Annotated in this window: 11 protein-coding genes; 6 read left to right on the top strand and 5 right to left on the bottom strand. The window is 63.8% G+C overall.

The features are described from left to right. Positions 1-288 precede the first annotated feature (288 nt). Entirely contained in the window at positions 289-1,551 is a 1,263-nt protein-coding gene (locus tag FXF75_RS00870; protein ID WP_163519692.1) for a hypothetical protein, read from the top strand. A 106-nt stretch (positions 1,552-1,657) separates the two neighbouring features. On the opposite strand, the gene FXF75_RS00865 is transcribed toward FXF75_RS00870, so the two are convergent. The 3 genes from FXF75_RS00865 to FXF75_RS00855 form a co-directional block, all read right to left on the bottom strand. Then, positions 1,658-2,791, bottom strand: a complete 1,134-nt coding sequence (locus tag FXF75_RS00865) for an ORC1-type DNA replication protein (RefSeq protein WP_163519691.1) — start codon at positions 2,789-2,791, stop codon at positions 1,658-1,660. A 285-nt stretch (positions 2,792-3,076) separates the two neighbouring features. Further along, on the bottom strand, positions 3,077-5,131 hold the full coding sequence (locus FXF75_RS00860) for a helix-hairpin-helix domain-containing protein (RefSeq protein ID WP_163519690.1): 2,055 nt from the start codon (positions 5,129-5,131) through the stop codon (positions 3,077-3,079). Between the two features lie 146 nt (positions 5,132-5,277). After that, positions 5,278-5,706: a hypothetical protein gene (locus FXF75_RS00855; RefSeq protein WP_163519689.1), complete on the bottom strand. Its 429-nt coding sequence runs from the start codon at positions 5,704-5,706 to the stop codon at positions 5,278-5,280. A gap of 320 nt (positions 5,707-6,026) precedes the next feature. Between FXF75_RS00855 and larE the strand changes: the two genes are divergently transcribed. After that, positions 6,027-6,944, top strand: a complete 918-nt coding sequence (larE, locus tag FXF75_RS00850) for an ATP-dependent sacrificial sulfur transferase LarE (RefSeq protein WP_163519688.1) — start codon at positions 6,027-6,029, stop codon at positions 6,942-6,944. Positions 6,945-7,179: 235 nt separating this feature from the next. Here larE and FXF75_RS00845 read toward each other — a convergent pair whose 3' ends face one another. Continuing rightward, a complete protein-coding gene (locus FXF75_RS00845) occupies positions 7,180-8,016 on the bottom strand; it encodes a twin-arginine translocase subunit TatC (protein ID WP_163519687.1) in 837 nt (278 codons plus the stop codon). Positions 8,017-8,109: 93 nt separating this feature from the next. On the opposite strand from FXF75_RS00845, the gene FXF75_RS00840 reads away from it, so the two are divergent. After that, positions 8,110-10,374, top strand: a complete 2,265-nt coding sequence (locus tag FXF75_RS00840; protein WP_163519686.1) for a twin-arginine translocase subunit TatC — start codon at positions 8,110-8,112, stop codon at positions 10,372-10,374. A gap of 12 nt (positions 10,375-10,386) precedes the next feature. On the opposite strand, the gene FXF75_RS00835 is transcribed toward FXF75_RS00840, so the two are convergent. Beyond that, a complete protein-coding gene (locus FXF75_RS00835; protein WP_163519685.1) occupies positions 10,387-11,304 on the bottom strand; it encodes a hypothetical protein in 918 nt (305 codons plus the stop codon). Between the two features lie 114 nt (positions 11,305-11,418). Here FXF75_RS00835 and FXF75_RS00830 point away from each other — a divergent pair, with 114 nt between their 5' ends. From FXF75_RS00830 to FXF75_RS00820, 3 genes are read left to right on the top strand one after another with little or no spacing between them, the layout of a single operon-like run. After that, entirely contained in the window at positions 11,419-11,592 is a 174-nt protein-coding gene (locus tag FXF75_RS00830) for a ribbon-helix-helix domain-containing protein (RefSeq protein WP_163519684.1), read from the top strand. After that, a complete protein-coding gene (locus FXF75_RS00825) occupies positions 11,585-12,313 on the top strand; it encodes a queuosine precursor transporter (protein WP_163519683.1) in 729 nt (242 codons plus the stop codon). Before FXF75_RS00830 ends, FXF75_RS00825 begins: the two co-directional genes overlap by 8 nt. Positions 12,314-12,371: 58 nt before the next feature. Continuing rightward, the gene (locus tag FXF75_RS00820; RefSeq protein ID WP_163519682.1) at positions 12,372-13,136 is read left to right on the top strand and encodes a hypothetical protein; all 765 of its coding nucleotides are present in this window, start codon (positions 12,372-12,374) and stop codon (positions 13,134-13,136) included. Positions 13,137-13,190 lie beyond the last annotated feature (54 nt).

Below are 13,190 nucleotides of genomic sequence, written 5' to 3'. Positions count from 1 at the left end.
TCCCTCAACGCGCTGTCAGTCAACGTCGGATTCTCCGCCGCGCCTTCGTTCGGCGAGCGACGCACTCCCCGTCCTCGACCGAGTAACGATTAGCCTAACGACCGAGGCTGGACCGTAACAGCCGGTTATCGACCGAATGCAACACCACGGCCGGGAACTGCCGCGACCCGGCGTAGTCCGGAGTCACGCGCATTATCGACGCGGAAAACGCGGCTTATCCCGTCGAACGGTTCAAACGGTATCTCCTATTTATCCCAGATACCGCGGTAACTGTTCGGCGTGAGAGACATGAAACGACGTCAGTTCGGGGCGGCACTCGCGACCGCGGCGTTCTCGCTCGGCGGGGTCGTCAACGCGACGACGAGCGCATCGGCACAGGAGACCGAACCGCTACAGATAGAAGACGTAACCGTAAGCCTCGGCGGAGTCACCTCCTCGGTCGGTCGCGTGACCTTCTCCTACGAGGACGGGACCATGCAGTTCCAAGTCAGCGACTGGACGATGGAGGGCGCGGACAAGTCACTGTCGATAGCGCAGGTCAGCGTGTCCGCCGACGACGTGTCCGCCGAGACCTACGCCACGATTCGCGCGGCGATGGTCGAGTCGTTCAGCGGACGGTCGCTGTCGCCCCTGCTGGCCACGCTCGCGGAGGTGGACGTCAATCCGGACGCTTCGGTAGAGGTCGTCGCCGAGTCGGTGGAGACGGACGGCCAACTGGTCGCCGACCAGATTGCCGCCACCGGAACGGTGGGGTCGGTCGTCCCCGAGGGAACGCGCGCGCTCCTGCGAGACGGCGCGTCGCTGGAGGAAGTCGCCGCGCTCGGCACCGCGGAGTGGAGCGAACTGACCGTCCAGCGCGGTAGTACCGAGTTCACCGCCACCGACGTGGTGATGGAACGGCAGGGTCGGGGAATCACAATCACTGCTCCGAGCGGGAGCGCGAGCGCCTCCGGCCGGACGTTCGAGTTCAGCGACATGAGCCTCGACCTCCTGCCGCCGGAGACGATACCCGCGGCCCACGTCGAGTTCGCCTCGCAGGTCCGGCAGTTGGCCGCCGACGGGGACCTGTCGGCGTCCGCGGTTAGTTCGGCCGCCGAGGACGCGGGCGTCACCGCCGAGAACACGAGCGAGGCGGTCCGGAACGCTCGCTTCGAACTGTCGTTCGCCGACGTCACGGAGGGCGGCGAGACGGTCGTCTCGGACTTCCAGACCAGCGGGACGCTGGCCGAGTTACTGCAGGTCCTTCGCCAGCGGACCGACGCAGAAACGGGCGACGGAACAGAGGAGGAACAACTACCGATGGAGGCAGTCGTCACGAATCCCGGCACCGACGAACCGGTGAACTACACGTTCAGGGTGACCGGCGACGCGCGGAATCTAGAACCGGACGAAGACGCCGGTGGAGCGACCGACGAGGTCACCGACCTCGGTGAGGAGGGGACCCGCGTGGAAGGCACGGTGGGGACCGGAGACGACAGGTTCGCGTTCTCCGGCGAACTCGTCGAAGAGGACGTTCCCGACTCGATTCAGATAGAAGTCAGCGAGCGGTAGTTCGGACGCTTGCGGTCGGTGCTCTTTTTGGCGCTCGGAGTCGGCGTGTCGATACAGGAAATCGGTCGGTCCCTCGATACGCAAACACGGTCGCACCAGTCGGTGGCTAACTCCCTTCGAGTCGGTTCAGCACTGCCTCGGGTTCGTAGCGCAGGGAGAGTTGCCGTGAACGCCCGCGACCCTCGACGTTGGTGTAGGTCGCGTCGATGATGTCGAGTTGGTCGAGTTTGTTGATGATTTCGGAGTAGCGCGTGTAGCCCAGTCCGGTCTGCTCGTGGAACTCGTCGTAGACGTCACCGGCGCGCTCGCCGTCGTTCTCGGCGATGACTTCGAGCAGTTCGATTTCGCTGTCCGAGAGCGCCCGGAGACTGTGGCTGAGGTGGACGTACTTCGACTTCTCGTAGGCCTGTTCGACGTCCTCGGTGTTGACGGTCCGACTCGCGCGCATCTCGGCATTGAGACCGGCCCGTCTGAGCAGGTCGATGCCGACCCGGAGGTCGCCGCTCTCGGCGGTGAGTTTGGCCACGTCGTCGAGAACGTCGGTCGAGATGACGCCTTCGTGGAAGCCGCGGTCCACGCGCTCTTGGAGGATGTCGGCTATCTCCTCGCGGTCGTAGACCGGGAAGTACACCTCCTCGGGCCGGAAGACGCTCTGGACCCGGCCGTCCAAGTCCTCGATGACGTCGAGGTTCAGGTCCGAGGAGACGACGATGACGCCGATTTTCGCGCCGGAGTGGGCCTCGTGAGCGCGCAACAGCGAGTATAGCGTGTCGGAGGCCTCGCCCTCGTAGAAGAGGTAGTTCACGTCGTCGAGCGCGACCACCAGCACCTCGTCCTCCTCGACCAGTTTCTCCGTAATCTGGCGGAAGAGCTTCTTGAACGAGATGCCGGAGGACGGCGGTTCGTACTCGAAGATACCCTCGAAGATGCGAGAGAACACCGAGTAGCGCGTCGAATCGACCTGACAGTTGACGCGGACGGTCCGAACGTCGGTCTGAGCACCCAACTCGCCGAACACCTTCTGGACCGCCGTCGTCTTACCGGTGCCGGGCGGACCGCGCGCGATGACGTTCAGCGGACGGGAGCCGCGGGCGGCAGGTCGGAGCGCGTACTTCAGGCTCCGCATCTCGCTCTCGCGGTGGGCGAACGTCTCGGGAACGTAGTCGATTTCGAATACGTGTTCGTCTCGGAACACGGATTCGTCCCACGAGAGCATCCCCTCCTCGGGGTCGTCTGCCATCACTTTCACCTCGCTGTCCCAGCTACTTAACCTTTCGGCAGCCAAAAATATTAAACGGAAGAGAGGTCCGTCACGGCGGCTAAGCGGTCCTTAGCGACCGGGAGACGAGTCGCGGGGTGACGAGTGTCAGTATACAAACTGGTACGGTGAACCGCCGGATTTTCGCCGCTCTGTTACGTAGTTGTCGCGACTCATCGGCCCGGTCGTGAACCGAACGAGCGCCAACTCGGCAGACGGCGATACGTCGCCGTTCGAGCGACGGGCGGAACAGCGTGAAGCCGGAGACTAGAACTTCTCCAGCAGTCGGTCGTAGAACTCCCCGCTACTGTCGCCAGCCAACTTCTCGACGATGAGTTCCGGCGTCGAGCGCGCGAGGTGGTTCTTGACGGGCGAGCGATTCACGACGAGTTCGCCGTCCTCCAGTCCCTGCGCCTCGATGCCGTCCACCGAGACGTCGTAGTCCGCCATCTCCCGAATCTCGGCCGCGAGGTGGGAGACGAACACGCCGGTCACGTCCCGTCCCCGTAGTTCCTCCAAGATGCCCGCGATAATCTTGGCGCTCGCACCGGGTTCGGTGATGCTCTCCAGTTCGTCCACGAGGACGAGGCGATTCCCACCGGCGTCGGCGTCCTTCGACGAAGTTCGGGTCCCACCGGTCGCGAGGCCCGCGAACTCCCGGAGGGTCGCCTCGAACGCCCCGGCGTCGAGGGTGCCCTGCGTCTTGGCGTGGTAGTGGAGTTCGCCGAACCGCTGGATTCGGACCGACTCCGCGGGCACCGGAAGCCCCATGTGTGCCAGAATCGTGACGAGCGCCACGAGGTCCAGCGTCGAGGTCTTCCCGCCGCTGTTGACCCCCGAGAGGAGCGCCACGCCGGACACGTCGTAATCGACCGGTTCGACCGCCTCGAACGCCACGTCGAGTAGGGGCGAGCGCCCGCCCGAGATGTCGAACCCGCACGCGCCGCGAGACGAGGAACTGCGGGTCGAATCGCCCGATTCGGACGGCTCCGAGTCGAACTCGGGCATCACGCAGTCGAAGTCCGCGGCGAATCGCGCTATCGCCAGTTCAACGTCCAGTTCCAGCGCGGTCCGAACCAGTCGCTCGGCGTCGTCGCGGCGGTCCGCGAGGTCGGCGGCGAGTTCGCGCTTCCGGCGGGCGGCCCGGCGGTCTTTCGCGGCCTGCAGGTCCTCGCGCAGGCGGGTGACGACCTCCTCGTCGCGCTCGACCGGGAACGTCGGTTCCTCGGGGAACGCCCGGCGGGCGACCTCGGCCTCGCCCGAGTCGAGGTCCAGCGACTCTATCAGTTCCTCGCGGGCCTGCGCGACGGCTTCGGCGTGTTCGTCGCTCAACTCGCGCGACAGTAGCGAATCGACGCCCGCGCCCTGTTCGACCAGCGAGAGCAGGTCCGACCCCTCCACGGTCACGTCCTGTTCCTCGATGGCGGTCCGGAGCGCGTCGTTGGCCACGCTCTCGGCCGTCGAGACCGCGGCGTCGAGGTCGTCGATGGCGCGGGCGAGTCGGTCCAACTCGTCGTCGCCGACCACGGTCCCCTCCGAATCCACGCGTTCGAGCGCCGACTCCAGCGCTTCCAAGTCGAGCGGCGGGTCGATGCCCGCGGCCCGGTGGACCCGCGCGGCGGCCTGCAGGCACTCGCGGTTCGACGCGTAGAAGGCCAGCACGCGCTCGGGGACGACCTCTGCGGGTCGCTCCAGCGCGTCCGGTTCGACCCGCACGTCGCCGTCCACCGCCACGCCAGCGAACGCCTCGTCGAGCGCGATGACGGTCGAGTAGCCCCGTGCGAGGTCCGCGAGGTCGCGGGCGTCCTCGACCACCTCGACGGTCAACTCCGGAATCGCTCGCTGAGCCTCGCTGTACCGCTCGGCGTCGGCGGTCGCCAGACACCGGTCGCGGACCGACACGTCGCGGGGTTCCGCGAGCGGTTCCACGTCGGCGAGCGCGTCCAGCACCTCGGGGTCCGGGTCGCGCTCGAGCGCGCGTTCGGCGAACTCCCGGACCTCTTCGATGCGGGACTCGACCCCGCTAGGATAGAGGGTTTCGAGGCGCTTCTCGCCGTAACTCGTGACGGTTCGGTCTTTCAGCAGACCGAGCGCGTCGCGGTAGAGTTCCTTGGCTCGGTCGGTCGCCAGAAAGCCGCCGGGGTCGTCGTGGCGTTCCCGGATGGCCCCTCGCGCAATGGCCGCTGCTCGGCCTTCGGTGATGCCGGGCGCGCTCGCGAGTTCGGCGACGTCGCCCGTCCGAAGCGCACGTTCAGGGTCGTCTAACTCCGAGAGCGCCGTCGCGGTCTTCGACCCGACGCCCGGTATCGCCTCCAACTCCATTCGGCGTGGAGTACCGACCCCGTGCTTAAAAATATTCGCGGAGAGTCGTCGGTCGAGCAGTCACACTCGACTTCGAGCGCACACCGGACTCCGACGTGGCTCTAGGCGATGTTCGGCGTGACGTCCGAAGAAATATGTCCGGGCGGTCAGCAGGAACAGCACCCGTCCTTCGACCACTCGTCACAGTGGTACCCGTCGCCGTAGTTGCAGCACTGACGCTCCAGATAGACGCACCCGCTACTGCTGCAGGCGTAGTTCGTGCAGTCGTGTTCGTAGTAACAGTTTCGGACGGTCACGTCGTCGCTACCCGCCGGTGATTCGACGGTGTACGTCTCGTCGGCGGTCCTGACGGTGGCGTAGGCGCGACCGGTCTGTGGGCGCGTAGCGAGTTCGACCGTCGCGTCGGGAAGCGACGTCTCCGTCGTCAGGTGAGTGACGGCCGTTCCGCCTCGATAAAAGGGTTCGACCGAGACGTCCTCGAAGTCGAGTTCGGTGACGTCGCCCCGGTCAAGGACGTCTCGGTCGGCGAGTTCGGACAGTACGGAGCGCGCGTGCTCGGAGACGGCCCACCGCACTCGGGTCGGGGACCCGTACGCGGCGCTGGCACGTTCCAGTTCCCGGGTCGGAACCTCCCGGCGCTCGCGGTCCCGGTCGCGCCGAGTGCGAGACCCGTCACACCGATACTTCTGAGCAGTCGTCGTCGGGTCGTACCGCTTTCGTTATGGGAGGACATACATCAGTTATTATCTTACACTAGTAGATAAATCTAGGCAGCTAGACGGAATAATAGAGTCCGATAGATTCGCGAGTCGAGCGCCGAGCGGTCCCGAGGAGAAACTGCGGTTCGTCGCCGCGTTCAACGCGCTTTTCTCCCTCAGACCCGAACCATCGGGACATGGCTTCAGTAGCGGAGAAAGCGCAGGCGGTCCGCGAGGACCTCGCCGAGCGCGAGGGAGTACTCGTCGCGTTCTCGGGCGGAGTGGACTCGTCGGTCGTCGCGGCGCTGGCCCACGACGCGCTCGGCGACGACGCCGTCGTCTGTACCGCCAAGAGCGAGACTCTGCCGGAGGCGGAACTGGACGACGCCAAGCGAGTCGCCGACGAAATCGGCGTCCGTCACGAAATCGTGGAGTTCTCGGAGTTGGACGACCCCGACTTCGTGACCAACGGCGACGACCGGTGTTATCACTGCCGGACGATGCGCCTCGGCAAGATGTTCGAGACCGCCGAGGACCTCGGTATTCCGGTCGTCTGCGACGGGACCAACGCCAGCGACGCCGACGGCGGCCACCGACCGGGGTTGCAAGCCGTCGAGGAACTCGACGCCTACTCGCCGCTGTTGGCCCACGACATCGACAAGGAGGAGGTCAGGGAACTGGCCGACACCTACGACCTGTCGGTGGCCGACAAGCCCTCGATGGCCTGTCTCTCCTCGCGAATTCCCACGGGTCTCGAAGTGACCGAGCAGAAACTCTCGCGGGTCGAGCAAGCCGAGACCCTCCTCCGCCAGTGGGGGTTCTCGCAGTTCCGCGTCCGAGACCACGACGGTCTCGCCCGCATCGAAGTCGGCGAAGACGAACTCGAAGCGGCGCTGAACCCGGACTTCGTGGCGGCCGCCCGCGAACGGTTGACCGAACTCGGGTTCGACCACGTGACTCTCGACCTCCACGGCTATCAGACCGGCAGCGTCAGTCCCGAGGGAGACGAGACTGCCGTAGCGGGTGACGCGACACTGGACGGAGACGAGACGGCAGACGCTGACGAACCCGTCGTCGAGGACGTCTTCGCATCGGAGTATCCGACCGCCGAATAATCGACTCGTTTTCGCGGCGCTCGCGAAAAAGGTTCAGAAATGGCATGGGCGTTCGCACCCAGGGTGGCAGTTTGCTGGCACGCGAACTGCGGTGTATAGCTGCTGGCACGCGAGCTAAGTGGCAGGCGCGAACGCTACTACTTCGTTGGTAGCGTAGGCCCTTAGTTATACGCCGATTACGCCGACGGAAACGGGACGTTGGAACGCGGAGAATCGCGGGAGGCCGGTGAAACGGTCAGCGGTCCGTCCACTTGAGGAGGAACAGCGTCCCCTCGAAGAGGGTAATCATCGTCAGCGTGACGAGGATGGGTGCCATCCCGGTCGGGTCGGGCGTGAACAGGAACGAGATGCCGAGGAACGCGCCCCAGAACAGGAGCCTCCGGTCGGCGAGCCATCGCCGGGTCGTGAGGCCCATCATGATGGCGAGCATGATGAACAGCGGAATCTGGAACACGACCGCCAGATACCCCATCAGCATCAGGATGAGGTTGAACGTCTTGCTCAGGCCGAACGCCAACTGAGCGGCCCCTTCGGTGTACGAGATGAAGTACGTGAACACCGCGGGAAGGACGAGAAAGAACGCGAAACTCACACCGACGACGGCTAACACGAGACTCGTCGGGACGGCCGCGAGGTAGTACCGGCGCTCGTGCGGATACAGGCCCGGCCGCATGAAGAGGTACGTCTCGTAGACGAACACCGGCAGCGCGACGATGACACCGGCGAGACTGGCGACCTTCAGTTCGGTAAGGACCAGTGCCAAGGGGTGGTAGAGACGCGGACGCGCCTGCGGACCGAGTTGGTCGAACGGGATGATGTTGTACCAGAGGAAGTTGATGACTTGCTCGGAGAACGGGAGCGCGACGGCGGTGACCAGTCCCGCGACGGCGATGACGACCGCCAGCCGTTTTATCATCTCCTCGATGTGGTCGGCCAGCGGCATCTCCTCGTCTTCCAACGGCTCGTCCGGCGTCGGTGCCGGCTCGTTCAGCGTTTCGGTCTCTCGCGGTGCGGTTCCGGTGTCCTCCGCGGGCGAGAGATTGCTGGCCGTCGCCTCCGATTCGTCAGCCATTCAGTCGGTCTAAGCAGTCCTGTCATTATAGGCTTTCTTCTCTTGGAAGGACGAGAAGATTGATAACTAAGACACGGCTACCCCTTTCAAAGGATGTCTGGGACCGGAAGTAGCATCGTCGACGAGGATACCGCCCGTACCGTCAACAGCGGTCGTGAGACCGTCGGTGCGATGCTCTCGACGGCACAGGACCACCTCCAGAAGGTCTTCATCGTCTTCCTCGTCGGCTTCGTCGCCTCTTTCTACGCGCTTCGCTCCGTCGGGTGGCCGTTCCTCAAGAGCGTCACTAAGGCCCAGATGCCGCCATCGCTGGCCGAATCGGTCACCATCATCGCCGTGACGCCGTTCGACGTCATCCTGTTACAGGCGAAAATCGGGGCCGTCGCCGGCATCATCATCGCGCTACCTGTCTTACTCTACTACTCGCGGGACTCGCTCCGACAACAGTCGTGGTACCCGGGCGCACCCATCGCTCGGTGGAAAATCGCCCTGCTCGTCCTGCTCGCGCTCGGACTGTTCCTCGGCGGCATGCTGTACGGCTACGGCGTGTTCTTCCCGCTGATGTTCAAGTTCCTCGCCAACAACGCCATCACTGCGGGCTTCGAGACGCGCTACTCCATCGTGAAGTGGACCGAGTTCATCGCGTTTCTCTCGCTGTCGTTCGGGTTGGCCGCGGAACTCCCGCTGGCGATGAGCGGACTGGGCTACACCGGCATCGTCCCGTACGAGACGTTCCGCGACAAGTGGCGTTACGCCATCATGGGCATCTTCGTGTTCGGCGCTGTCGCCTCACCGCCGGACCCGTTCACTCAGGTTATGTGGGCGACGCCGCTCATCCTGCTGTACGGGTTCAGCCTCTACCTTACGAAGATAGTCGTGACGCTCAAGCGGGGGAGCGAACGACTCAGTTTCGCCGGGGTAATCCGGGACAACTGGATTCGGATACTCGGCGTCCCCGCGCTGGCGTTCCTCGTCGTTCGCATGTTCTTCACGCGGGCAGGCGTCGAGACCGTGAACGCCGAACTCCCGTCGAAGTACGCGCTCCCGACGGTCGGCGAGGCGCTCGGACTCCCGCGAACCGAGGCGGTCCTCGTCGCGTCCGGGGCCGTCGCGCTGGTCGCGTTCGTCGTGGCGTTCCTCTACTACCTCACGCAGGCGCTCGACGAGGCCGCGAGCGCCGCGCAGGCCGCTGGCGTGGGTGCGCCCGCGGCAGGCGCTCCCTCCGACATCGACCTCGAAAATCTCGACGCCGGTGCGGTCCGGGCCGCACCGCCCGAGGTCTTCGCCGACATGAGCGAGGAGGAGGCCGTCGGCTACGCCCGTCAGGCGATGGACGCCGACGACACCGAGAAGGCTCAAGCCATCCTCGACCGCTACGACGAACTCCACCCGGAGGACGACGAGGAGGGCGAAGCGGACGCCGCCGCAGGGGCCGCGGGGGCCGAGGCGGCGGCCGGCGCCGATGCGGACGGAGAGACCACCGAAGCGACGTTCCCGCGCGAGGAGTCCGAGTCGTCGGGCAACGTCCTCGAAAGTACCGCCGCGGGCATGGCCGACGCGTTCACCGAGGACGAGACCACCGAGGACGACATCGGCGGGTGGTTCTACGACCTCCGGTTCATCTTCGAGAGCCTCACCTCGAAGATGATGTACCTCGTCGCGGTGTTCATGATAGTCCTCGCCGCGGTGTTCATGTTCCTCTACCGGGGCGGTATCGGGATAATCCGCAAGGACTTCCTCTCGCGGATTCCCGCCGAAGTCCGGCCGGAAACCGGGTCGAGCGGGGAGATACTGAACATCGTGACGCTCCACCCGGTCGAGGCGCTGGTGTTCGAGGTCAAGATATCGACCCTGCTGGCGGCCGTGGCGGTGCTCCCGCTGCTGCTCTACTGGGCGTGGCCCGCGATGAAGGAGCGCGGTCTCGCGTCGGGCAACCGCAGCGTGTTCGGTCTCTGGACCGGCGTCATCGCGGTGGGACTGGTCGCCGGGAGCGCGCTCGGTTACACCGTCGTCGCGCCGACCATCATCTCGTGGCTGGTCGCCGACGCGGTCCGCGCCGAGATGATAATCTCCTACCGGGTCAACAACTTCTTCTGGCTGGTGTTCTTCACCACGGCCGGAATCGGGCTGTTGGCCGACATCCCCCTCACGATGTGGCTGTTCGAGCGCGGCGGCATCGTCTCGTTCGACGCGATGAAAGACCGCTGGCGCGAGGTCACCATCGCCATCTTCGCGGTCGCGGGACTGGTCACGCCCGACAGCCTCTACACGATGTTCCTCATCGCCATCCCGATTTCGGTGGCGTACCTCATCGGACTCGGCGGTCTGTGGGTCGTGACGGTCGGCGGTCGGCGGTAACAGTGGATACCTCTAGTCGCCTCTTTTGTTTTGATACAGACCCTCTAAGAAGGAGGTACTCCATGCACCGACTCCAATTGCGATACCCGCATCGTAGCTAACAGTTGCTCCTACCGTTGCCCCTACGATAATCGCGATAGCCGTTCTAATGATTATTTTCTGTTCCTCGTTCAGTTCCGCGGAGAGTTCACCTGTATCAGTTACTGCAGCACTCAGTAGAAGTACTGCTTTCCAGACCAACTGTTGCCGCCTGAATCCCGAGTACTTGTACGGGGAAACTGTTCCTTCGTACAGCGATTCAAAATACGTATTCGGTCCACCCCGGCCTGGGGACATCTCGTCTTTGGAATCTCGATTAGCCTCTATTCCCTCTATAAAGTGACTCATGTAGTGAGGATTATCCGGAGTCCCACGTACCGGATTGATTTCTAGAATCAAATTGTCTGGTAGGGCGTTCCAAAGTGCATCTTGGACAAGTGTCTTTACACCCCTTCCGCCGCGTCTTTCGAGGAACATAATGCCTCTTTTTGGATTGTCTTCGGTTATTTGCGTATAGAAGTAGAACGGACTTTCCACAGCCGTCTCTGAGTCCCGTACGACATCAATTCTAGTTCTTTCTTCAAGAGAGAAATGATTGGATTCTATACCGAATTTGCCATAGCGGAGGACGCCTTCAGCAAACCCCTTACTTGGAGAGACTGCATAATCGGAAACTGTCAAGGTTCGCTCCGCCTCCTCGTTTACGAACGTTTGTCGGTGCCAAAGACGGAGGTTGTCACCGAGGAACTCAACGAAGTTTTCTAACGATTTCGTCCCGCCGGTTGATGGCCACCCTGAAACCGAGGTGAGGTTGTGGAGGTCAAGGAACTGATTCGTTTCCCCCTTTTTCCGTAATTTAATCGAATAGGGGACTAACGACGGATTTGCCATGAAACGGAATATGAACCAAACAGTGTTAAATATATCTGAGGATTGCTAAGTTGGCCATCAACTGGACAAAAGAAAGCCGAATCATATATTACCTCGATAGCACCATGCGAATACATGAGCAAGATAAGCGTAGAAGTGCCCGACGAACTGCTCGCCGACTTGGACGACCACGTCGGCGACGACGGCAAGTTCGTCAACCGCAGCGAGGCCATCCGGGCGTCCGTCCGGAAGATGCTGGACGTGTTGGACGAGATAGACGAGCGACACGGCCGACTCGAAGATGACTGACGACTACCGAGACACCGCGTCGATTCCGACCGGTCGCATCGCGCTCGTCGCGCTGTTCGTCACCGCGCTGGTGACCGCCCAACTCACGGCGTCGAAACTGCTCGGGTTCTCCATCCCGTTCGAGCTACCGTTCACGGAGGACATGCTCGTGATGCCCGGCGCGGCGTTGGCGTACGCGCTGACGTTCTTCGCGTCGGACTGCTACTCGGAACTCTACGGACCCGAGGAGGCCCACAAGATGGTGAACGTCGGCTTCGCGATGAACTTCGTCCTGCTGGCGCTGGTGTACTCGACCATCGCCGCGCCCGCCGCACCGTTCAGTTCCGTGGACCCCGCGACGTTCGAGCGCGTCCTCGGTGCGAGCCTCGACATCGTCGTGGCCAGCCTGCTAGCCTACGTCGTGAGCCAGCACTGGGACGTTCGCGTCTTCCACAAAATCCGCGAACTGACCGACGGCGACTACCTCTGGGTGCGCAATGTGAGTTCGACGGCGACCAGCCAACTGCTCGACACCCTCATCTTCGTCTTCGTCGGGTTCGCCGCGATGCCCGCGCTCAGGGGCGGCGACGCGATGGCGCTGAACGCGCTCCTCGGACTCGTCGTCGGCCAGTACGCCCTCAAACTGCTCATCGCGTTCGCGGACACGCCGTTCGTCTACGCCGCGGTGGGCTACCTCCGGTCGCGGGGGTCGGCCGCGCCTGCGCCCCGGACCGCCGACTGATACTCGCGCCAGCAGGACACCGACACATCTTTCATCCCGCTCTCGGACGGTGAATTACATGCGACGAAGAGTCCTCCAGTTACTCGTACTCAGTTGCCTCGTCGCCCTCGCCGGTTGTTCCGGTGCGCTCCCGGGCGACGGCGCAGGCGAACAGACTCTCGGCGACGTCTCGTACCCCGCGGGCGTCTCGGACGACGGGACGAACGTGACGGCGCTCGCGAACGCCCACGAGTCGGCCCTCGAAAACAGCAGTCTCACGCTCAGCATCGATTCGACCGTGAACTCCTCGGCCGGGAATCGGTCGGTCGTGCTGGACGCCGCGGTCGGGTCCGCCCGCGACAACGTCCTCGTGAACGGCTCCGCGTCGGGCCGGCAGATGTCGGTGTATCTAACGCCGGAGAAACGCTACACGCGCATCGCGACCGGCGACAACAGCGAGGCCGCGTATCAGGTCACCAACCGCAGCCAAGAAGCGATGCGACTCGTTCCGTCGTACTCCGGGTCGGGATACCTCGACCAGTTCGCCGGGATGGCGAACTTCACGCCGACCGGCGTCCGGACGGTCAACGGAACGACGCTCCTCGTGTTGCAGGCAGACGGAAGCAACGCCACTGCGACCGACCGAGCGAACGTCAGCGAGTTCGACGCGACCATTCTCGTGGACGAGCGCGGCGTCGTCCACTCGGTGACGGTCGAGGCGACGAGTTCGCGCAACGGTCAGGAGTTCCGGACGACCTACTCGATGACTATTTCGGACGTGGGGGAGACCACCGTCGCCGAGCCAGCGTGGCTCGACGAGGCGCGCAACCAGACCGGTAACTGACGATTCTCGGTATCGATTTTCGGCCGTAAACGTTTCTTTCGTAGCGTAGAGTGA

Origin of the sequence: Halorussus sp. MSC15.2 (assembly GCF_010747475.1) — an archaeon.
Taxonomy (GTDB): domain Archaea; phylum Halobacteriota; class Halobacteria; order Halobacteriales; family Haladaptataceae; genus Halorussus.
The sequence above is the reverse complement of the archived record's forward strand: the minus strand, read 5'-3'. Positions and strand labels throughout refer to the sequence as shown.